Source organism: Paenarthrobacter histidinolovorans, from assembly GCF_014647595.1.
Lineage (GTDB): Bacteria > Actinomycetota > Actinomycetes > Actinomycetales > Micrococcaceae > Arthrobacter > Arthrobacter histidinolovorans.
Map to the genome: position 1 here is coordinate 136,907 of NZ_BMPM01000003.1, position 20,771 is coordinate 157,677.

General features: G+C 65.1%; 15 protein-coding genes. 9 read left to right on the forward strand and 6 right to left on the reverse strand.

Annotation, left to right across the window (positions count from 1 at the left end; all coding sequences use genetic code 11):
- The 3 genes from IEY62_RS08675 to IEY62_RS08685 all read right to left on the reverse strand — a co-directional run bounded on the left by IEY62_RS08675 (position 1) and on the right by IEY62_RS08685 (position 2,664).
- A complete protein-coding gene (locus IEY62_RS08675; protein WP_189016109.1) occupies positions 1-1,203 on the reverse strand; it encodes an MFS transporter in 1,203 nt (400 codons plus the stop codon).
- Between the two features lie 82 nt (positions 1,204-1,285).
- Positions 1,286-2,272 (reverse strand): M56 family metallopeptidase, encoded by a 987-nt coding sequence (locus IEY62_RS08680; protein ID WP_189016112.1) that lies wholly within the window; start codon positions 2,270-2,272, stop codon positions 1,286-1,288.
- 5 nt (positions 2,273-2,277) lie between these two features.
- Entirely contained in the window at positions 2,278-2,664 is a 387-nt protein-coding gene (locus IEY62_RS08685) for a BlaI/MecI/CopY family transcriptional regulator (protein ID WP_189016115.1), read from the reverse strand.
- Between the two features lie 280 nt (positions 2,665-2,944).
- Here IEY62_RS08685 and IEY62_RS08690 point away from each other — a divergent pair, with 280 nt between their 5' ends.
- From IEY62_RS08690 to IEY62_RS08705, 4 genes are read left to right on the forward strand one after another with little or no spacing between them, the layout of a single operon-like run.
- Positions 2,945-4,540: a cytochrome ubiquinol oxidase subunit I gene (locus IEY62_RS08690; RefSeq protein WP_189016119.1), complete on the forward strand. Its 1,596-nt coding sequence runs from the start codon at positions 2,945-2,947 to the stop codon at positions 4,538-4,540.
- A gap of 18 nt (positions 4,541-4,558) precedes the next feature.
- Positions 4,559-5,641 (forward strand): cytochrome d ubiquinol oxidase subunit II, encoded by a 1,083-nt coding sequence (gene cydB, locus IEY62_RS08695; protein WP_189016122.1) that lies wholly within the window; start codon positions 4,559-4,561, stop codon positions 5,639-5,641.
- Positions 5,642-5,648: 7 nt separating this feature from the next.
- Positions 5,649-9,074 carry a thiol reductant ABC exporter subunit CydD gene (gene cydD, locus IEY62_RS08700; RefSeq protein ID WP_189016142.1) on the forward strand — a complete coding sequence of 1,142 codons (3,426 nt, stop codon included), beginning with the start codon at positions 5,649-5,651 and terminating at the stop codon, positions 9,072-9,074.
- Positions 9,075-9,083: 9 nt separating this feature from the next.
- Positions 9,084-10,094: a GNAT family N-acetyltransferase gene (locus IEY62_RS08705; protein ID WP_189016144.1), complete on the forward strand. Its 1,011-nt coding sequence runs from the start codon at positions 9,084-9,086 to the stop codon at positions 10,092-10,094.
- 55 nt (positions 10,095-10,149) lie between these two features.
- Here IEY62_RS08705 and IEY62_RS08710 read toward each other — a convergent pair whose 3' ends face one another.
- Positions 10,150-10,668, reverse strand: a complete 519-nt coding sequence (locus IEY62_RS08710) for a DinB family protein (RefSeq protein WP_189016147.1) — start codon at positions 10,666-10,668, stop codon at positions 10,150-10,152.
- Between the two features lie 130 nt (positions 10,669-10,798).
- Here IEY62_RS08710 and IEY62_RS08715 point away from each other — a divergent pair, with 130 nt between their 5' ends.
- On the forward strand, positions 10,799-11,182 hold the full coding sequence (locus tag IEY62_RS08715) for a VOC family protein (RefSeq protein ID WP_189016150.1): 384 nt from the start codon (positions 10,799-10,801) through the stop codon (positions 11,180-11,182).
- Between the two features lie 90 nt (positions 11,183-11,272).
- Here the strand turns inward: IEY62_RS08715 and IEY62_RS08720 are convergent, their stop codons facing one another.
- Positions 11,273-13,786 carry a DNA gyrase/topoisomerase IV subunit A gene (locus IEY62_RS08720; protein WP_189016153.1) on the reverse strand — a complete coding sequence of 838 codons (2,514 nt, stop codon included), beginning with the start codon at positions 13,784-13,786 and terminating at the stop codon, positions 11,273-11,275.
- Between the two features lie 55 nt (positions 13,787-13,841).
- On the opposite strand from IEY62_RS08720, the gene IEY62_RS08725 reads away from it, so the two are divergent.
- The 4 genes from IEY62_RS08725 to IEY62_RS08740 are packed head-to-tail and all read left to right on the forward strand — an operon-like array spanning position 13,842 to position 19,247.
- Positions 13,842-16,529, forward strand: a complete 2,688-nt coding sequence (locus tag IEY62_RS08725; RefSeq protein WP_189016156.1) for a bifunctional acetate--CoA ligase family protein/GNAT family N-acetyltransferase — start codon at positions 13,842-13,844, stop codon at positions 16,527-16,529.
- Positions 16,530-16,586: 57 nt separating this feature from the next.
- Positions 16,587-17,312: a DUF5998 family protein gene (locus IEY62_RS08730; protein WP_189016158.1), complete on the forward strand. Its 726-nt coding sequence runs from the start codon at positions 16,587-16,589 to the stop codon at positions 17,310-17,312.
- Positions 17,309-18,529, forward strand: coding sequence for an alkaline phosphatase family protein (locus IEY62_RS08735; protein ID WP_189016161.1), 1,221 nt, complete (start codon positions 17,309-17,311; stop codon positions 18,527-18,529). Before IEY62_RS08730 ends, IEY62_RS08735 begins: the two co-directional genes overlap by 4 nt.
- A complete protein-coding gene (locus IEY62_RS08740) occupies positions 18,522-19,247 on the forward strand; it encodes a thymidine kinase (protein ID WP_189016164.1) in 726 nt (241 codons plus the stop codon). Before IEY62_RS08735 ends, IEY62_RS08740 begins: the two co-directional genes overlap by 8 nt.
- Here IEY62_RS08740 and sepH read toward each other — a convergent pair.
- Complete coding sequence (gene sepH / locus IEY62_RS08745; RefSeq protein ID WP_189016167.1) at positions 19,244-20,569, reverse strand: septation protein SepH; 1,326 nt, start codon at positions 20,567-20,569, stop codon at positions 19,244-19,246. The genes IEY62_RS08740 and sepH overlap by 4 nt on opposite strands.
- Between the last annotated feature and the right edge of the window lie 202 nt (positions 20,570-20,771).

Here is a 20,771-nt window from a genome sequence, read left to right on the forward strand (position 1 = left end):
TCAGCGCGGCTCCCGGGCTGACGTCGCATGGCTGGCGACAGCTGCGGGCGCGGCGAACGCTGCCGCTCCCACCACCACTGCAAGCGCACCCAGTCCCCAAGGCAGCCCTGCGGCAACGGCAATACCACCCACCTGCAAGGGACCGCCGGCGTCGCCGAGTTCCCGGCCGAGCTCGGCCGAGCCCATGGTCCGGCCGAGCCTGTCATTGGGTGTGGAATCGGCAAGATGGGCGAATGCGAGCGGTGTGGCTACGCCAATCCCCGTTCCAATGAGGACCGCCGCAGCGTAGATCCAGAGTGCCCCGGGCAAAGCGGCTGCGATCAGGATCCCCACGGCGATGGACGCCAACCCGGCGACCATCCCCGGCCTGTCAGCGAGTACGCCGCGATCCCGCAGGACACCAATGCGTGGCTGGATTGCCGAAGACGCAAGGGCCAGGACTGTAACGACGGCGACACTCCCGGTAGTGCCGAGCCCTTCCCGGGCCGCCAGAGCCGGAAGGAAACCTACTGCCGCCCCGAGCGCCCCCGTGGCGGCAGCAAGCACCAGCGTGGGACCCAGGAACGATTTCTCCGTGCTCTGCCGCCACACGTCCACTACGGTGTACCGGGTCCTGGGCAGTGGATCCAAGCGCGGCATCGAGACGAGGACCCATGCGGCCACCACAAGGGCCACGCCGGACAGTACGGAGAACAGGAGCCCAAAGCCACCTGCCAGGATGGCAACGGCGCCCAGCAGCGGCCCCAGTGCGTAGCCGAGCCCCTTCCAGGAGCCGTAACGTCCGAAATAGCGGCCGGAGTTGTTGCCAGCGAGTCGCGCGACACTTGCAGAGGAAGCAGGTGAAAAGGCCGATGCTGCCATGCCTTGACCGAGCCTGGCCGCGGCGAGCATGGCGGGTTGTTCAGCCCAAAGACCTGCCAAGGAGGCGGCGGCAAAGGCCAGAAGCCCACCCACGATGACAGGTTTGGGCCCGATGCGGTCGCTCAGTGCGCCGACGACAGGTTTGAGGAAAACTTCGGCAATGTCGTACAAGGCGAGCAAGATACCCAGCCCGAGAAGGCTCAGGCCGATGTCCTGGCTTTCGGCGCCAAGCCCGGCAGCAACAGCGTGCGCCCCGAAGGCAGTAGTGAAGCCTGCCGCATAAAGGGGCCACCGTTGGTAGGGGGATGCGGGTGCGGGGCCGTTTTCTGCGGGCGGATTCACGCCCCAAATCTAACAAGGCCCGGAGGCTACCCAGGGCCGTGTGAAGCTGGCCGCGCGGGAAGGGCGGGCAGACCCCGAGGCGCTAGCCGAGCAGACCGGGCACGATCAACAATGCTGTAGGAACGGCCAGCAGCATCGCCGACGCAGCAAGGACCAGCACCCTTAGTCCCTTGGTGAGTGGCGGCTGCGGCGAGAGCAGGCGGCTGACGCGTGACGCCGTCGTACGCGGTGAATCGGCACCTCCGGTGGCGCTGACGCCGCTGCCTTCGACGACGGCGCCGCCACCCTTCAGTGCTGCGGCACTGACGGCAGGCTGCGAGCTGCCGCTGGCAACGATGGCGATTGCCTTGATGAGTGTGCCTTTGCTTTCGGTCCGAAGGGCGACATCGTCGGCCAGCATCTCGATCAGGGAGTTCACGGCGGTCTGGGCAAGGCGGGTTGTCGGAAACCATGGGAGGGCCTGGCGCCAGGCGGCGAAGGCCCACAGCAGGAGATCGTGGCGCTGGGAAAGATGGGCGTTCTCGTGGATAAGGACAGCCCGCAGCTCTGCGGGATCGAGGGCCGCCATGAGGCCATCGGACAGGACCGTGACCGAACGGGCGCCCCCGGGCAGGCAGTAGGCGACAGGGGACTCATGATTGATCACCACAGTCCCGGGACCGTCGTCTGACGGCGACGCCAGCAGAGCGAGAAGCTCACGGTGGCGGCGACGCTGGCGCTCAATTTTGTAATACGTCAGCAGAAGGGTGAAAACGAGGTGCGCGGTCAGGAGTGCGGCGGCGGAGAGGGCAAACAGGTGCCAGAAACCCAAGGCTGTGGTGGGCTCATTGTTGAACACCATTCCGGCCAGGCTCCTGAGGCCCGCAATAAGGTTGTCGCCTATGGGTTCCAGCCCGTAGACCAGCATGGCGCCGATCATCGACAACCCACCGGCAAGGGCTATGGCCTGCCACAGCACCATGGCCGTGAACGGCGACCGCGCCGGCCATTGCGCACGCGAGAGCAGGACGGGGACCGGCCACGCCAGAATCAATGCCAGGACCGCAAGCAGGTATGAGGTCCAGAACATAGTGGCTAATTGTAGCCGAGCAGTTTGCGCAGGGTAGCGGCTTCACTTTCGGAGACGGAGCCAATGAAGCGGGCAAGGACAGCTTCGCGGTCCGGGGCGGAGCCCAGAACTTCGTGCATCAGTTCGGCAGTGTGGTCAGCGCGGCTGGAAACTGCCTGGTAGCGGTGCGGGCGCGTTCCCCGTTCGCGTTCCACCAGGCCCTTCTTTTCCAAGCGTGACAGCACGGTCAGGACAGTAGTTACTGCCAGATCTTTGCCTTGATGGCCTGCGGTGCCGTCGCCGGCCTCCGAGTCCTGCGCCAGGAGATCGCGCAGTGTATTGGCGGTTGCAGCTTCCTGGCCTGCCCAGAGCAGATCCATCACTGCCCGTTCCAGTTCCCCAAGACTTGCCATCGTTACTTCCCTACCTTCCGCTTCCCACAGCAGGGTTACTGCCGCCGGGAGCGATGATCCAACATTCCACAATAAATCTACCGCTTTTCCGGCGCTGATTCTACGTGAGGTAGAACTGTCGGCGCGCCGCATCCGGCGGCGACCTCTTGCGCGTGGCCGATGCCACTTGAAGAATGGGTTTCGTTGCCCGGCACTTGTTCTACACTGTGTAGAAGAGAAGTTTTCTACGTTACGTAGAACTAACGTCATCGTACTTCGGTCCACCGCACAAAGGACAGCCATGGACGCCTTGGAAATCGCACGCTGGCAATTCGGTATCACTACCGTCTACCACTTCATGATGGTGCCCCTCACCATTGGCCTCGGTTTGGTCGTGGCCATCATCCAGACCCTGTGGTACCGCACGGGCAAGCCCGAGTACCTGCGCATGACCAAGTTCTGGGGCAAGCTCTTCCTGATCAACTTCATCATGGGCGTAGCCACCGGTATCGTCCAGGAATTCCAGTTCGGTATGGCCTGGAGCGAGTACAGCCGCTTCGTCGGTGATGTGTTCGGCGCGCCCCTGGCCCTCGAAGCGCTGCTGGCGTTCTTCGTTGAGTCCACTTTCCTGGGGCTTTGGATCTTTGGCTGGAAGCAACTGAAGCGGGGCGTCCACCTGGCCTGCCTGTGGATCGCGGTCATCGGCTCGGTTTTCTCGGCCTACTTCATCATTGTGGCCAACTCCTGGATGCAGCACCCCGTGGGGGTTGAAATGGTGGACGGACGCCCCGTCATGACCGACGCCTGGGCCGTCTTCACCAACAACACCGCCCTCGTAGCGGTACCCCACACCCTGTTTGGTGCACTGGCGGTTGCCGGGGCCTTCCTCTTGGGCATCGCCTGGTACCACTTGTGGCGCCGCCGGCACGACGGAATCGACACCGTGGGCAAGGATGGCCGGATCATTCCCGGTGCCGCGCCGCACATTCCCGGGCGGGACAAAGCCGACTACACGGTCTGGATGAAATCACTGCGGATCGGCGCGGTCGTGGCAATGATCTCCTTCGCCGGAACCGCCATCACCGGCGACCTCCAAGGCAAGCTCATGTTCGAACAGCAGCCCATGAAGATGGCTGCAGCGGAAGCGGCCTGCCACGATGGAACCGGGTTCTCGGTACTGAGCGTGGGAAACCTCGGCGCTAAGAACTGTGACGACATCGTTGCCGTCATCGAAGTGCCCGGTATCCTCTCCTTCCTGGCCAAGGGCGACTTCACCACCGAGGTCAAGGGCGTCAACAGCCTGCTGGGCGAGTACAAGGAAAAGTACGGCACCCATCTGCCGGACAACCCGCTTTACGGTGACCGCGCCGGACAGGAAATCCAGTACGTTCCCGTCATGGAAGTGACCTACTGGGGCTTCCGGATGATGATCGGATTCGGTGGCATCGCAGCCCTGGCCGCGCTGTTGGCCCTCTGGGTAACGCGTAAGGGCGCAGTCCCGCAATCCAAGTGGCTCATGCGGCTTGCCGTATTCGGTATCCTGGCCCCCTTCGGCGCCAACGCCGCGGGCTGGATCTTCACTGAGATGGGACGCCAGCCGTTCGTCGTCGCCCCCAACCCGGACATGAACGGCATCGACCAGGTCTTCATGTTTACCGCAGCGGCAGTATCTCCCGGCGTCAGCGCAGGCGAGATCATGACCTCGCTGGTCGTCCTGACAGCCATCTACGCGGTGCTGCTGGTGGTGGAAGTGAAGCTGCTGGTCAAATACGTCCGTGGTGGCGTCGCCTCCGCAATGCCGGAACTGGCACACGGCGGGGACTCCACGGAGGGGCATGACAAAGACAATGACACCCCGGACAAGTCCGGCGACGACGTCCTGGCATTCGCGTACTAGGAGCAGGGGAAACTGACAATGGAACTGTTGCCAACCATCTGGTTCGTAGCCATCGCCGTCCTGTGGACCGGCTACCTCTTCCTTGAGGGCTTTGACCTCGGCGTGGGCATGCTCATGAAGCTGTTCGCACGAAACAACACCGACCGGCGGGTCCTGCTGAACACCATCGGCCCGGTCTGGGACGGAAACGAAGTCTGGTTGCTGACCGCGGCCGGCGCTACCTTCGCCGCTTTCCCCCTCTGGTACGCGTCGCTGTTCTCGGCCCTCTATCTCCCGCTCCTGGCAGTACTGGTTGCCCTCATTTTCCGGGCTGTTGCCTTTGAATACCGGGGCAAGGTCGATTCCGAACGCTGGCGTAACCGCTGGGACTGGGCGATCGCCGTCGGGTCCTTCGTTGCCGCCTTCGGCATCGGTGCGGCGCTTGCGCTGACCACCACGGGCCTGCCCCTGAACGCCAACGGGGACCGTGAAGGTGGCCCGATGTCCTGGTTCAGCGGCTACGCGCTCCTGGGCGGTTTCGGCGTGGTGGCCTTCGCCCTGGTGCACGCGCTGGCGTTCCTGGCCCTCAAGACCGACGGCGAGGTGCGGCACCGTGCCCGCCGCTGGTTTGTGCGGTTGGTCCCGGCCGCGGTCCTGCCGATGTTCGGCTGGATGGTGGCAGTCCAGTTCCTCAGCGGCAAGCCGTGGACGTGGGCCCTGGTAGCTGCCGCCGTGGTCGCGGTGGTCCTGGCCTGGGCGCTGGCCCGCGCAGGATCCGAGGGGCGGGCCTTTGGGGCCTTGGGCGCCTTCATTGTCTGCGCCACCGCCTCAATCTTCGGAGCGGCATTCCCGGTGGTCATTCCCTCCACCATTGATCCCGCGTTCAACCTCACCATCTCCACCGCTTCGTCCTCGGACTACACACTGGGCCTGATGAGCATCGTGGCAGCTGTGGGCCTGCCGTTGGTGATCGCCTACCAGGCCTGGACGTATTGGGTCTTCCGGCGTCGCGTCAGCGCGGCACACATTCCTGAAGCACACGGCTTCCTGCCCGCCATCGCGGCCAAGGTACTCGTTTCCAAGGACGGCGCCCCTACCAACCCCGTGCAACCGGGAAAATAGCCTCACCATGAAACCCGTGTTTCCCTCCGGACAGGCCACCCGCTCGGCGCTGTACATCCTGGGGCTGATGTCCGCCCTCAAGGCGCTGTCCCTCGTCCTCATGGCGCAGGCTGTGGCCGGAATGCTCGCCGGTCTGGCGACGGGCTCCGGTGACTGGAACGCCGGCCTGCTGTGGGGGGCCGTTGGCGCCGTGCTGCGGTCGCTGACGGTGTGGGGACAGGGAATTGCGGCCCGGCACGCCGCCCTGGGCGTCAAGGAGGAGCTTAGGGCCCGGCTGCTCCGGCGTTCCCTGGACGACGCCGGTTCGGCCCCTGGTGAGGGAATGAACGACGGCGGCCTGGCGATACTGGCCACGCGCGGGCTGGATGCGCTGGACGACTACTACACCCAGTACCTGCCTGCCCTGGTCAATTGCGCCACTGTGCCGTTGTTGATCGGCGCACGGATCCTCTTCGCCGACTGGGTGAGCGCCGTCGTCATCGTCCTGACGGTGCCGCTGGTGCCGCTGTTCATGGTGCTGATCGGCCGGCACACCGAAGACCGCGTCCGTGAGGCGCAAACCACCCTGCGGAAACTCTCCGGCCACATCCTGGAACTCGCCAAGGGCTTGCCTGTACTGGTGGGACTCGGCCGCGCCAGCGAGCAGCGCGCCGCACTGGAAGACATCTCCGAGCAGTACCGCAGCAGGACCATGGGTACTTTGCGCACCGCTTTCCTCTCCGCGCTCGCCCTCGAACTCATCGCCACGATCTCCGTAGCCGTGGTTGCAGTGTTCATCGGTGTACGTCTCGTCGCAGGGGACATGGCCCTGGAAGCAGGCCTCCTGGCATTGATCCTCGCCCCGGACTGCTACCTGCCCCTGCGGGAGCTTGGCACCGCCCACCACGCCAGCGACGACGGCCGGGCAGCCCTCGAAACAACAAATGCCGTACTCGAAGCCCCCCGGCACCAGCGGGTTGTGGACAAAAACCCCGGCAGAGGGCCTGCCGACGTCGAGGTGACCAACTTGTCGGTGACGTATCGCGGCAGGACCGTGGCCGCCGTCGGGCCCCTGGACTTCACCGCACCGCAGGGGAGCATCACAGCCCTCGACGGCCACAGCGGCGCCGGGAAAAGTACCGTCCTGGGCGTCCTGGCCGGACTCATCGGGAACGGACCCGGAGCCCGAGTGGCAGGTACCGTAACCGGGGTGGCTCCCGGAGCCCTGGCCTGGGTTCCCCAGCATCCGGTCATGGCTGCAGAGAGCGTGCAGAAGGAGATTGAGCTCTACCTTGATGGCTTCGAGGGCAACACCGCCGAAGCGGTAACCCGGGTCCTCCGCACGGCATCCGCTGAGCACTTGGCAGCGAAGCACCCCTCTGAGCTGAGCCCCGGCGAACTACGGCGGGTAGCGCTGGCCCGTGGACTGGCCCGCGTCGAAGCAGGCGCAACACTCCTGCTGCTCGATGAGCCCACCGCTCACCTGGACGACGCCTCGGCCGCAGCGGTGCGCCGTGCCATCGAAGCACTTCGCGGTACTACCACCGTTATCCTCGTGGCCCACGATGCCGCCACCCGCGCGCTCGCTGACCACCTCGTGCCCATCGGGCCTGTACCCATCGGGCCTGTACCTATCGGGCATTCGGGAACAACTGCTGCGGCAGCCACGCAACCCGTTGCCTCGATCCCCACGCAGTCCCCACGGGAACCGTCCGCGGCGAGTGGCAGCACCGGGGAAGCCAACGGGAAGGCGCGGTCGCGTGCCGGCAGCCTTCGTCTCCTGGCAAACATCCTCAAGCCCGTCCGCTGGAAGTTCGCCGCCGCCGGCGTCGTGGCAGTGCTGGCCGCACTGTTCGCCGTCGCTCTGTCCGGCCTGTCGGGGTGGCTCATCATCAGGGCCAGCCAGCAACCACCCATCCTCTACCTGCTGGGCGCAATAGTCGGCGTCAGGTTCTTCGGCATCGGACGGGCCGTGCTGCGGTACTGCGAACGTCTCCTGACGCACGACGCCGTGTTCGCGGCCATGACACGGCTTCGCGGAGCGCTCTGGTCAACCCTGAGCCGGCGCGCGTTGTCCCTGCGGCGCCTGCTGCAAGGCGGCAACGTCCTGGGATCGATCGTGGACGACGTCGATACACTCCGCGACCTCCTGCCCAGGGTGGTCCTCCCTCCGGTCACAGCAGCAGGAGTTGGCGGCGCCGCCATCCTCGCCACCGCCCTTGTCCTGCCGGCCGCCTTGCCCGCCGTGGTGATCGCCTCCGTGGTGGGACTGGCAGTTGCCCCTGTCCTTGCCGTGCTGGCTGACCGCAACGCTGCGCGGGCCGAACAACAGATGCGTTCGGTGGTGCTTCGGGGAGTGGCTGCGGCACTGGATGCCCGGGCCGAACTGAGTGCCAACAACGTCAGCGAACCTGTGATCGGATCGCTCGAGAGCAAGGACCGGGCCGCCACCGTCTCGGCGAAGCGCTCCGCATGGGCCGAGGGACTGGGCCAGGCCGTGATCGTCCTGGCGTGTTCTGCGACGGCGCTCTGGGCAGGCGCTCTCAGCGCCCCGTCCGTGCTCGACGGTACGGCGGCCCCGGAACTGGTGGCTGTCATTGTCCTGATGCTTCTTGCCCTTGTGGAACCATTCGCGGGCATCGTCTCTGCGACGCGCCAGGCACCGGCGCTCGCGGCCGTCCTGGGGAAGGTGGCCTCCTCCGGCGCCTTGGACGCAGCGGACGGGCCGGGGGACCAGGAAAACCACGACGGCGGTCCGCTGCCTTTGCCTGACCGGTCCGGGCACGAGGGACTCGAGTTGTGCGGGGCGGCCGCAGCGTGGCCAGGGGGTCCCACAGTCATCTCAGGACTCAACGCCGTGGCCGCACCGGGCCGCTGGTTGGCCGTCACGGGACCTTCCGGGGCCGGCAAGTCCACGCTGCTCTCGGTCCTTCTGGGCTTCCTTCCCCTCACGGAGGGAACGGCGAGGCTGACCGGTACAGCGGCGTGGTGCCCGCAGGAAGCGCACCTCTTCGATTCCACAGTGCGGGGCAACCTCCTGCTTGGCCGGCCAGCCGGGCAAAAGCCCGGCGAAGCTGAGATGTACAAGGCGCTGGCCGCCGTCGGGCTTGATGCGGTGGTGGCCGCCCTGCCAGGTGGCCTGGACGCCAGGATCGGACCGGGCGGTTCCTTCCTGAGCGGTGGCGAACGGCAGCGTCTTGCCATGGCCAGGACACTGCTGACGGGCGCCTCCGTCCTGCTGCTGGATGAACCAACTGCACACCTGGACGCGGGCTCTGCGCGCGAAATGATGGCCGTGCTTCGCAAGGGGCTGAAGGATGTCACCGTGGTCCTGGTGACCCACAACCCTCATGACATAGACCCCTCGGATGAGCGGCTTGAGCTGTCTGCCGCAGGAACGCCGGTGCACAGGCCGGGCGCGGCGGAACTGGTGGGACGGCCTACTGCTCAGTAACCTGAGGGCATGCCTTTCAACGACGCGAGCCATGCCATGCCCGACCCGGAGCTGACCGGCCTCCAGTGGCGCCCGGCCACCATGGCGGACCTGGACGGCTGGGCCGGACTCATCGCCCGAACCGCCGCCGTCGAGCATCCTGTCTGGTTTGAGAAGCGCGCAGACCTCGTCCACGTCCTGGAATCGAGCAAGAATCCACCGCAAATGAACACGCTGCTGGGCTTTGACACCAAAGGCGTGCCGCGTGCCTACGGCCGCATCACCAAGAATCCCGGGGGCGACAAAGCAACCGGGATGGCGTGCGTTGACCCGCAATGGCAGCAACGTGGCATCGGCTCGGCCGTCCTTCTCTGGCAGGAAGAACAGACGCGCAGACGCTTTGACGAGGACACGGCGGCCGGCCAAACGGCCACGCCGCCCCGGCTCCGTGTCCAAACCGAGGAGCAGCACGAGCACCAGGCGAAACTCCTGATGGGGCACGGTTATGGTGCCGTGCGCTGGTTCAACGAAATGCACAGACCGTTGACGGGCCAACTCCCGGATGCACCGCTGCCCACCGGACTGGAACTCCGGACCCTGGATTCCTCCCTTTTCGAGCCGGTGCGCCTGGCCCACAACGACGCTTTCCGGGACCACTGGGGGAGTGAACCACGCGACGAGGAATCGTGGCGCTTCACCATTGAGGAACCCACTGGACGGCATGATCTCAGCGCTGTAGTGATCGATGGTTCCACGGGTGCCGTGGCCGGGTACCAGCTGACCAGCCACGATCCACAGTCCGCGGCGGAGCGCGGCTTCAAAGAAGGTTACACGGAGCTCCTTGGCGTTCGACGCGCCTACCGGGGCCGGGGCATAGCCCAGGCCTTGCTCGCCGATGCCATGCGCCGCTACGCCCTGGCAGGGATGGACGTGGCGTCCCTGGATGTCGACTCGGCAAATCCCACAGGAGCGCTGCAACTCTACGTTGGCATGGGGTACGCCCCGGTGAGCCGCAGCATGACCTGGGAGAAGATGCTGTAGTTGCTATCCATCCACGGCTGGCTACCCATCCACGTCGCTACCCATCCACGGCTGGCTACCCATCCACGTCGTGGAGGTGATGGACAACATCGTGCAGGAAGTACTGGGAGAACGTCAGCACCGTAAAGGTTGAACCGTTGCTGCGGGTCCCGGTGCGCTGCCAGTCGTCTTCCGCCACGCGTGCAAAGGACTCGGCGATCACTGTGCCTTCCGCCTCCACTTCATCAGCCACGGCACGCGGATCAGCGGAATCGTATTCACCATCAATCGCGGCCTGGTCCTGGTCCCAGTTGGCAAAACGGGCGTCGTCCTCGGAAAGCATCAGGTTCAGGCGCTGGTCGAAGAGGCTGAAGACATCGCGGACGTGGCACGCATACTCCAGGGGGGACCAGGTATGGTCGTTCGGTCGCACGGCTGCATCTTCCCGCCGCAGGACTGCCCGCCAACGGGGAAGCATGTTCAGGACGGTGCCCGGCACCGTTGAAGGAGTCACCGTGGAGGGGTCGAAACCACACTCCGGGCAGGGCTCGGAGAGTACCCAGGTCCAGTCTTTTTCATCAGGGATGATCGGCATGCGGCCAGTCTAAGCCGATCCACCCCACAGCCCTTTACAAGCCCTGAAATATGGTGTCGTTTTCCGATTACTTAGCAACCCACCCAAGAGTAAAGTTCGTTCCGGGGGGAGAGCCGGAAAAGAGAAAAACATGCTCAAGGATCAGCAGGTTGGTGCCGTCCTACCGGCACAGGACATCGCCCGGGCACGCGCGTACTACAGCGAGAAACTCGGACTCGAACCCGAAAATCCGGACGCCGATGACAACCTGCAATACAGGTGCGGCGATGGAACGGGGTTCTTCGTTTACCAGACGCCCAATGCCGGGTCGGCGAAGAACACCCAGATGGGTTGGATGGTCAGCGACGTCAGGGCAGCTGTGGAGGAACTCCGCGGCAAGGGAGTCACGTTTGAAGACTACGACTTCCCTGGCCTGAAAACCGAGGACGGCGTCGCCACGATGCCTGACGGCAGCGCAGCGGCATGGTTCCTGGACAGTGAGGGAAACATTCTGAGCCTCAACCAAACCGGCTAGCCCGGATGGCGGCTTCATGGCCGCTGCAGAGAAAAGGCCGGGGATTTGAACCCCCGGCCTTTCCTGCATGTCCGGGCTGCCTGGCTGGGCCTATCCGGCGGATTCCGCCCACGCCAGGCTGGGTCCGATGGCCTCCACAGGCTGGGACAGCGGCACACCGGAGCCATCACGCCGTCCGTGCTCGTGGGGAAGGGCGCGCGCTACCCCGGCCGCGGACGAGGCCTTGGCCGGTCCGTGCCCGGCCCACGCCAGCAGCAAAGTGTCTTCGCCCTTGAGGAAACGGTGGACGCGGACGCCACCGGTGGCGCGACCCTTGGCTGGATACTCCTCGAAAGCCGTCACCTTCGCGGTACCGGGGGCCGTTCCCGGCAGCGCTCCGGTGGTGCCCGCGATGGTCACCACGACGGCGGCCGGATCGTTGGTGCGCACGGCACCGAAGTGGATCACTTCGTCGCCGGCGGCAAGCTTGATGCCGGCCATGCCGCCGGCCGTACGTCCCTGCGGACGGACGTTGGAGGCACTGAACCGCAGCAACTGGGCTTGCCTGGTCACGAAGACGAGATCGACGTCGTCCTCCTGGGCAGGCTCCACGGCAAGAACCGCGTCCTTGTCCTTGAGGGCGATGATCTCCCAATCCTCGCGGTTCAGCGGGTAGTCCGGCTGGACGCGCTTCACCACACCCTGCCGCGTTCCGATGGCCAGGACCGCGTCCAAGGGGACGAATGCGATGAGGCTTTCTCCCTTGAGCAACGTGATGAAGTCCTTGGCAGGCACGCCTCCCGCCAGGTTGGGAAGTCCTGAAACAGGCGGCAGCACCGGCATGTCCATGACCTGCAGGCGCAGCATCCGCCCCTGTGACGTCACGGCGCCGATTTCTCCCCGGGCAGTGGTCTTGACCACGGAGCGGAAGACATCGTGCTTGACGCGCGGCCCTGCCTCAGCCAACGGCTCCTGGTTGGAGGTCCTGGCAATCTGCCCGGAGGTGCTGAGCAAGGCCCAGCAGGGGTCGTCCGGGATCTCCAGGGGCAAGGCGGCCGCCTTGCCCTTGGGGCCCGGCGCGGCGGCGAGCGCGGCGGCAACCGTGGGGGAGACGGCTTCGGATTCGAGCAGCACAGTTCGCCTTGGTGTGCCGTATTTTTCGGCGACGACGCCCAGTTCTCCCGACACGAGGTCGCGGAGTAATTCGTCGGAGGCCAGGATGGCTTCGAGCGCCTCGATTTCGCGGCGCAGCTCGTCCTGTTCCTTTTCCAGTTCAAGCCGTGAATACTTGGTCAGTTGCCGCAACCGGAGCTCCAGGATGTAGTTCGCCTGGATCTCGGTGAGGTCGTAGATGGACATGAGCCGTTCGCGGGCGGCCGAAGCTTCATCCGAGGAACGGATGATCTGGATGACCTCGTCGATGTCAACAATCGCGATCAGCAGGCCCTCCACCAAGTGGAGGCGGTCCTTCTTCTTGCCCAGGCGGAACGCAGTCCGCCGGCGTACCACGTTGAGGCGGTGGGCCACGTATACCTGGAGCAGTTGCAGCAGGCCCAGCGTTTGCGGTTGCCCATCCACCAGCGTGACGTTGTTGATCCCGAAGGAATCTTCCATGGGCGAGTAGCGGTACAACTGCTGCAGAACGGCGTTGGGGTTGAAGCCGTTTTTGAGTTCGATGACAAGACGCAGTCCGTGGTTGCGGTCCGTGAGGTCCACGACGTCGCTGATGCCTGTCAGCTTTTTGGCATTGACGGCGTCCTTGATTTTCTCGATGACTTTTTCGGGGCCCACCATGTAGGGGAGCTCCGTGACCACCAGGCCGGTGCGGCGGGCGGACAGTTGCTCTACTTCCACCTTGGCGCGTGTCTTGAAGGATCCACGGCCCGTGGCGTAGGCATCCCGGATTCCGTCGAGCCCCACGATGCGGCCACCGGTGGGAAGGTCCGGGCCGGGGATGAAGCGCATGATCTCATCCAGGGTGGCGTCGGGGTTGGCGATCAGGTGGCGGGCGGCCGCGATGACTTCCACGAGGTTGTGCGGAGCCATGTTGGTTGCCATGCCGACGGCGATGCCGGTGGTGCCGTTGACCAGCAGGTTGGGGAAGGCTGCGGGGAGGACTTCGGGCTGCGTGAGCTGGTTGTCGTAGTTCGGGACGAAGTCCACCACGTCTTCGTCGAGGTGGTCGGTCATGGTCAGCGCAGCAGCTGCCAGGCGTGCCTCGGTATAACGCGGAGCCGCCGGGCCGTCGTCGAGCGAGCCGAAGTTGCCGTGGCCGTCGATCAGCGGCAGGCGGAGGGAAAAGTCCTGCGCCATACGGACCATGGCGTCGTAGATGGCGGCGTCGCCGTGCGGGTGGAGCTTTCCCATGACCTCGCCCACAACACGGGCGCTCTTGACGTGACCGCGGTCCGGGCGCAGGCCCATGTCGGACATCATGTACAGAATGCGCCGTTGGACAGGCTTCAGTCCGTCGCGTGCGTCCGGGAGGGCGCGCGAATAGATCACCGAGTAGGCGTACTCCAGGAAGGAGCCTTCCATCTCGGAAGTGACGTCAATATCGACGATGTTCTCAGTGAAATCGCCGAGCGGTTCGGCTTTGCGTGCGGAAGATTGGCTGCGGGCCATGGGGTCGGTGGATCCTTGAAAGTTGTACTGCGGATGTTTTAGCTAGGCTAAGCCTATGGTGGATCAGCCCGGCGTCGGCATTTATCCGGAATATTGGGAGGCCGATGTCGTGCTGCGCGACGGCGGAACGGCCCACCTCCGCCCGATCCGGCCCGAGGACGCCGAGGCTTTGCAGGCTTTCCATGCAGGCCAGTCGCAGGCGTCCATCTACATGCGCTTCTTTTCGTTCAAGCCCAAACTGTCGGGCAAGGAAGTGCGGCGTTTCACCGAGGTGGACCACATCAACCGCGTGGCGTTCGTTATTACCATTGGTGGCGAGATCATGGGGATAGGTCGCTACGACCGGCTCGATGATCCCCGCGAAGCCGAAGTGGCGTTCAACATTTCCGATGCCCACCAGGGGCGTGGCATCGGTTCGATCCTCCTGGAGCACCTGGCCGTGGCCGCCCGGGAGAACGGCATCCGGCGCTTTACCGCAGAGGTCCTGCCGGACAACCGCAAGATGTTGATGGTCTTTGCCGATGCCGGGTACGACCTCAAGCGCCACTTTGACGACGGCGTGGTGAGCGTCGAGTTCAACATCGATCCCACGGAGAAGTCGCGGGCAGTCATGGAGTCCCGGGAGCACCGCGCCGAGGCGCGCAGCGTACGCGACTTGTTGTCGCCGTCGTCGGTGGCTGTCATCGGTGCCAGCCGAAAATGGGGGACTGTCGGCTATCAACTGCTCGAGCACATCATTGAGGGCGGCTTCAAGGGCCCTGTGTACGCAGTCAATCCGGAGGCGTTCGAACTTGCCGGCATGATCTCTTTCTCGAAATTGTCCGAAATTCCGGGGCCTGTCCAGCTGGCCATCGTCGCTGTTCCCTATGAAGAAGTGCCCAAGGTGGTGGACGAATGCGCTGCCGCCGGAGTCAAGGGGATCGTCGTGGCCACGGCGGGATTTGCCGACGACGGCGAGCGGGGCCTGGCACGCCAGCATGAGCTGGTGCGGCGGGCACGGGCCAACGGCATGCGCGTGATCGGGCCGGAATCGCTCGGGATCCTGAACACCAACCCGGCAGTTTCCCTCAATGCGTCCATGGCCCCCACCATGCCGCCACGGGGAAGCCTTGGCCTGTTCAGCCAGTCGGCCGCCGTGGGGGTGGCGGTGTACGCGGCCGCCAGCCGCCGTCGACTGGGTTTGTCATCCTTCCTGTCGGCCGGCAACCGCGCGGATGTTTCCGGCAATGACGTCATGCAGTATTGGGAGGACGACGCCGATACGTCCGCCGTGGGCCTCTACCTGGAGTCCATTGGCAATCCCCGCAAGTTTTCGCGGCTGGCGCGCCGCTTGTCGCGGAACAAGCCGGTGATTGTTGCCAAGTCCGACGTCACCGGCCTGAGCCTGCCGCCGGGGCACGAAGTCCGCACCACGCAGGCGCCGGCCACGGCCTTGGATGCCATGATGCGGCAGGCGGGCGTCATCCGCGTTGACACCATTGAACAACTGATGGACATCGCCCAGATTGCCTCCTCCCAAGCGCTGCCGCAGGGTCCGGGGTTGGCCGTGTACTCGAACTCGGTTGCGCTGGCGAAAGTGGTGGCGGACAGTGCGGTACCCCTGGGCCTGGACGTGAACCGCCTGGTGACGGATGTGGACCTCGACGCCGGAATGTCCCTTGCGCTGCCGGCGCTCAGGGCCAGCCTGCTGGAGAGCCTCGCGGACCCCTCTGTCCATGCTGTGGTGGCTGCCCTGCTCCCTGCCCGCGGCCTGACCGTGGAGGCCCTGGCCAGCGTCCTGGCTGAGTGTGCAGCGGAGGCGGGAAAGCCCATAATCGCCGCTTTCACGGGAATCCTGGACCCTTCAGTCCATGTCGAAGGAATGGTAGGAGCTGTCGGCAAGCCGCCGCTGCCCTGTTACTCCAACGCCGGTGCAGCCGTAGCCGCGTTGGCGGCGATTGTCCGCTACGCCCAGTGGAGGGACCGCGACCAGGGGCTCTTCGTGGAACCTGAGGGCTGCGATCTCGACGGAACCAGGGATACACTCGCGGCCATGCTGGCCGGTGTCACGGGTGAAAAGATCAGAAAGCTCGACGCCGGTGCAGCTGCTGCCTTGCTGGCCGGCTACGGTATCGAGGTGCTGCCCAGCTTTGGTTTCGGTACGGACGAGGAAGCCATCAGTGCTGCAGACAAGGCAGGCTGGCCTGTTGTACTGAAGACTACCGACCCGGCGCTTCGGCACCGGCTTGACCTGGGCGGCGTGCGGCTGGATATCCAGGACGCCGAATCCCTGCGCCAGAACATCGCCCAAATGCGCCGTGCCCTGGAGCCATACGGATCTCCCTCGCTGGAAGTGCAGGCCATGGCCCCGGTGGGGCAAGCGTGCACTTTCCGTGCCATGGAGGACCCGCTCCTGGGGCCAGTGGTGTCGTTCGGTCTGGCCGGTGACGCGGTGAACCTCCTGGATGACTGGGCCCACCGGGTTCCGCCACTCGCAGCGGCGGACCTCCACGACGTCATTCGTTCGCCGCGTGCCTCCAGGAAACTCTTCGGTTACCAGGGACTCCCGGCCGTCGACATAGCCTCCCTTGAAGACATTGCAGCCAGGCTCGCCAAACTCAAGGACGACCACCCTGGAATTGCGTTGGTCGAGTTCAACCCCGTACTTGCAGGGCCGGCAGGTGCCACAATCCTGGGGGCCGAGGTGTGGATCGGCAACGCGGCCCAGCGCACTGACAGCGCCCGCCGTGCGATGCGAAGTTAGCCACAGGGGCGCGGCGCGCGGTTAGGAAGTCACCATGCGATCTGTGAAAATGGGGGAATGAGCACCCAGTCTCCGACGCCTCAATCCCGCCCGTCCTCAACGGGGAACCACACAGGACACCACCACAGTTCCCAAGGACAAAGTCTGGAGCAGGCCCTGCAGCAGGCCGGTTTCTACCCGCGGTTGGTGGCCGACGTCGTTGATGATGCCCTCGACGGCCGGGAATGCCTGTCCCACTTGGTTCACCTCGAGACCCACTTCGACCGTGCGGAGGTCCGCCGGCACATCACCGTGCTGGTACTGACGGAAGACATGCTGGTGATCACTCATGTGGACGACCAGCAATTGGACGAGGCCGGCGAGCAGATCGTTGCCCAGATTTCCACGGAATCGGTACCTGTTGCCCAGATCCGTTCGGTGGTCCTCAGCTACATGTACTCCCAGCCGCAGAACTACAAGCCATCCGATCCCGTGCGGGAGCTGACGGTATCCATCGCATGGTCCGGCGGACAACGGCTGGACATGGGCCCGGCAAGCTGCGGGGATCCCCAGTGCGAGGCTGACCACGGCTACAGCGGAACCATCGCCCAGGAGGACATCGTGCTGCGCATCAGTGCAGAAGCTGATGGACTGCAGGCCGTTCAGGACGCCAAGCTCTTCGCCAGGGCTCTGCGCGCAGTCAACACGGGAAATCCCGCTCCGATCCAGCACTCCAGCATGCCGGCCCCCAGGCCGCGTTCGGGCGTCTTCAGCAGCCGCCTGAGCCGTGGACACCAGCGTTGAGGGACACCGCACAGACCCCCGCGCCGTCAGGCTCCACGGCAGCTGAGCTTCCATCTCCTCCGCTGTTCGGGACCAAATCGATCGCTGAGGTGTTGACGAGTTCCGCGGCGGCCCTTGGGGTCCCCGGTTTCAGCAACCAGCTCCAGCTGCCGGCCAGCCAGCGTGTCTGTGTCGTGCTGGCCGATGGCCTTGGCAGGAGCCTGCTCAAGCAGAAGGCGTCCCACACGCCGTTTCTGCGTTCGGTGATGGCCGCAGGCCAGAGAAACGTCCCGCAGTGGATAGATTCCGCGTTTCCGAGTACCACGGCCGCTTCACTCGCCAGCCTTGGCACCGGACTGTCAGCCGGGCAGCACGGAATGGTGGGCTACGACGTCCTGGACCCTGCGCAGGACAAGGTTGTCAACCTCCTTGGGAACTGGGACCCCCAGGTGGATCCGGCAGTCTGGCAACCCCACGCCACGGTCTTTGAACGCGTGGCCGCCGAGCTGGATGTTGTCACGGTCAGCCTGCCCCAGTTTGGGAATTCGCCCATGACGCAGGCTGCGCTCCGGGGGAGCCGGTTCGTTGGAGGGACCAGCCTGCACGCGCGGACTGCTGCTGCGGCTGAGGCCATGTCCGGCGGGGGCCGGTCCTTGATGTACTTCTACGTCAACGAACTCGACAAAGCCGGTCACCGTTACGGCTGCCAGTCTGATCGCTGGGAGCACCAGCTCGAAGAGCTTGATTCCACAGTCAAGCGGCTTTCCGCGACACTGCCTGCGGGTACCACCATTCTGTTGACAGGTGACCACGGCATGCTCGACGTCCCCGCATCCCAGAGGATCGACTATGCCGCAGATGCCTCCTTGGTGGCCGGTGTCCGGCACACAGCGGGAGAGCCGCGCATGGTGCACCTCTACCTGGAACCGGACGCTACAGACGCTCACCGCGACTCGCTGATTGACGCTTGGCGCCGGCGCTTCGGCGAACGGATCTGGGCCTTCACCCGTGACCAGGCAGTAGCAGCCGGGTTGTTCGGCGACGTTCTTCCCGGGGTAGCCCCGCGTATTGGTGACATCATGATTGCGGCCAGGGACACCCTGGCCCTGTACGACACCCGCCGTGCCCGGCCCGCGTCGCTGGAAGTGGTGGGCCAGCACGGCTCATTGACCCGCGCCGAACGTGAAGTGCCGCTTCTCTGCTTCCCGGCGGCCGGCAGGCAGGGCAAACGTGGCTGAGCTGGTCTTTTTCTCCGGCACCATGGACTGCGGAAAATCGACGTTGGCCCTCCAGATGGACCACAACCACCGTGCCCGGGGCCGCGGCGGAGTCCGGTTCAGTTGCAACGACCGGGCAGGTGATTCCACGATTTCCAGCAGGCTGGGGCTCCAGACCGATGCTGTAGAGGTGGGGGACGAAACGGACTTCTGGGACGAAGTCGTGATCCGCCGCACCAGCGGACTCCGCGTGGATTACCTCATCTGCGACGAAGCCCAGTTCTACTCACCGGTCCAGGTTGAACAGCTGGCCCGGCTGGTGGACGAGATGGACGTTGACGTTTTTGCCTTTGGAATCACCTCGGACTTCCGCACCAGGCTCTTCCCTGGCTCCCAGCGTCTTATCGAGTTGGCCGACAAGGTTCAGGTCCTGCAGGTCGAGGCACTGTGCTGGTGCGGCCGCAGGGCGACCCAGAACGCGCGCACCCTCAACGGCATCATGGTGGTGGAGGGCGAACAGGTCATGGTGGGGGATGTCGCTCCCGCTGCCGGAGACGCCGACTCCGCAGACCGGGCCGATGCCGGCGTCGTGGGTTACGAAACTCTATGCCGGCGTCACTACATGCGAAGGGTAACTGCCCACGGCGCCAACCTCATGGCCGGCGGCGCCCAGCCGTTGCCCTTCGATATTGATGCGTGCCTGTGGCCCGGAGCCGGGCAACCCGGCACCCAGCGTTAGTCTCCGCGCGCTCCGAAAACGATCTCATCCCAGCTGGGGATGCTGGACCTCTTGGGGCGTGCTGGTTGGCGCTCCGCCGGGGCTTCGGCGGGCTGCTGGCCGCCGGGTTCGCCGGCGTCATCTGCCGCTGTGTCGTCCGTGGACGGGTCCTGTGCGCCTCCGGCAGAAGGAGCCGGAGTTTCGCTGCCCGGGCCGCCACCCAGGAGCTCGTCGAGCCCCGCCGGCTTACGGCCCGTCAGGGACGTGACAGGACGGACCGGGCTTGCCACCACCGTGATTTCGCGGGTATCGGTGCTGACGCCGTTGTGAAGCTTCAGGGAGTCGTCATCGTCATCTGCTTCGACGTGCCTGGGCGCAAGGCTCAGCCGGGAAAGCATGGAGGGCCGTCCGTCCTTGCGTGCAGGTTCCTCGGCGGCGGGAACGGTGGGCACGCTGTGGGAAAGGCCGTCCTCTTCGGGGACATCCGTGTCGTCGTCGCCGGGGCGGGGATGGGCCGCAGGGACGTTGCTCAGCAAGACGGCCAACGCGTCGTCGCCGTCTTCGTCCACGCCCAGTCGCTGGCCACGGCGGGAGCGGAGCATTTCCAGGAGGCTGTCCGATTCCTTCGCCGAGGCACGGGCGGCCGTTTCGGCATCCGTTTCAAAATCGAAGGGGCGGTCCGAGACTGCCGCGAGCCGTCGGGCAGGCACCGGGCCATCCAGCGGCTCAAGTTCGCTGAGTTGCTGGGCCCAACGGTTTGCGTTCTGCAGTGACTTGCGTTGCGGACTGAACGTCCACATGGCAGGAGGTTCTTCGCCAATGCTTGCATGCGAGCCGGGAGCGGTCTCGAACCTGGCAACCACTGTCCAGGAACCATCAGGGCGGCGCCAGGAGTCCCATTCGAGCGTCGATGAGTCGATACCGTGGGCGGACAGCCTGTGGTCCACCATTTCACCGAGGGTGGCGGGGGCATCCCCGAAAGCCGAACGGTAGGCATCGTGGCCTGGAGCGGGGGACGCGACCTCGATGGCACGGGCTTGCCGGGCAACGTACTCGCGTTCGGCCAGGACGGGACCTTCGTAGCGCTGGACGTTGGCAAGCGGGAGCCCTGACAACTCAGAGACTTCAGCTGCTGTTGCCCCGCTGCGGATCCTTGCCTGGATGTCCCTGGGGGACATGGCAATCGGCGTGTTGGAGGCGCGGGCAGCCACTTGGGCCGGGGTGCGGCTCGCTGCCGCCCTCAGTGCTTCGTCGATCGGCAGCTGGAACATCGCACCGCCCGGGCCGCTTAAGAGCAGGTGCCCGCCGTCGTCGTGGACGCCTACCAGCCGTAGATCCTGCATAACACCCTCCACCACATGGCATAACTGACATTCGAAACTCTGCCATCAGCGGGGAGCTTTTCCTACTAGGAGCGAGGGCGTGCCGTGATATTCCGCAGAAACCGGCCCGATTCGAACTCATGCTGTGCTGAACCGGGGGCTATGGACTTTTGTTGAACGCCGGAGGACAATCTGGCCGATATCGGGCACAAATCCGGTGCGT

What these genes read in the sequence shown, in the direction of transcription:
- IEY62_RS08680 (WP_189016112.1), bottom strand. Translation starts at nt 2,272, where the DNA reads ATGTTCTGGACCTCATACCTGCTTGCGGTCCTGGCATTGATTCTGGCG.
- IEY62_RS08685 (WP_189016115.1), bottom strand. Translation starts at nt 2,664, where the DNA reads ATGGCAAGTCTTGGGGAACTGGAACGGGCAGTGATGGATCTGCTCTGG.
- IEY62_RS08690 (WP_189016119.1), top strand. Translation starts at nt 2,945, where the DNA reads ATGGACGCCTTGGAAATCGCACGCTGGCAATTCGGTATCACTACCGTC.
- cydB (WP_189016122.1), top strand. Translation starts at nt 4,559, where the DNA reads ATGGAACTGTTGCCAACCATCTGGTTCGTAGCCATCGCCGTCCTGTGG.
- cydD (WP_189016142.1), top strand. Translation starts at nt 5,649, where the DNA reads ATGAAACCCGTGTTTCCCTCCGGACAGGCCACCCGCTCGGCGCTGTAC.
- IEY62_RS08705 (WP_189016144.1), top strand. Translation starts at nt 9,084, where the DNA reads ATGCCTTTCAACGACGCGAGCCATGCCATGCCCGACCCGGAGCTGACC.
- IEY62_RS08710 (WP_189016147.1), bottom strand. Translation starts at nt 10,668, where the DNA reads ATGCCGATCATCCCTGATGAAAAAGACTGGACCTGGGTACTCTCCGAG.
- IEY62_RS08715 (WP_189016150.1), top strand. Translation starts at nt 10,799, where the DNA reads ATGCTCAAGGATCAGCAGGTTGGTGCCGTCCTACCGGCACAGGACATC.
- IEY62_RS08720 (WP_189016153.1), bottom strand. Translation starts at nt 13,786, where the DNA reads ATGGCCCGCAGCCAATCTTCCGCACGCAAAGCCGAACCGCTCGGCGAT.
- IEY62_RS08725 (WP_189016156.1), top strand. Translation starts at nt 13,842, where the DNA reads ATGGTGGATCAGCCCGGCGTCGGCATTTATCCGGAATATTGGGAGGCC.
- IEY62_RS08730 (WP_189016158.1), top strand. Translation starts at nt 16,587, where the DNA reads ATGAGCACCCAGTCTCCGACGCCTCAATCCCGCCCGTCCTCAACGGGG.
- sepH (WP_189016167.1), bottom strand. Translation starts at nt 20,569, where the DNA reads ATGCAGGATCTACGGCTGGTAGGCGTCCACGACGACGGCGGGCACCTG.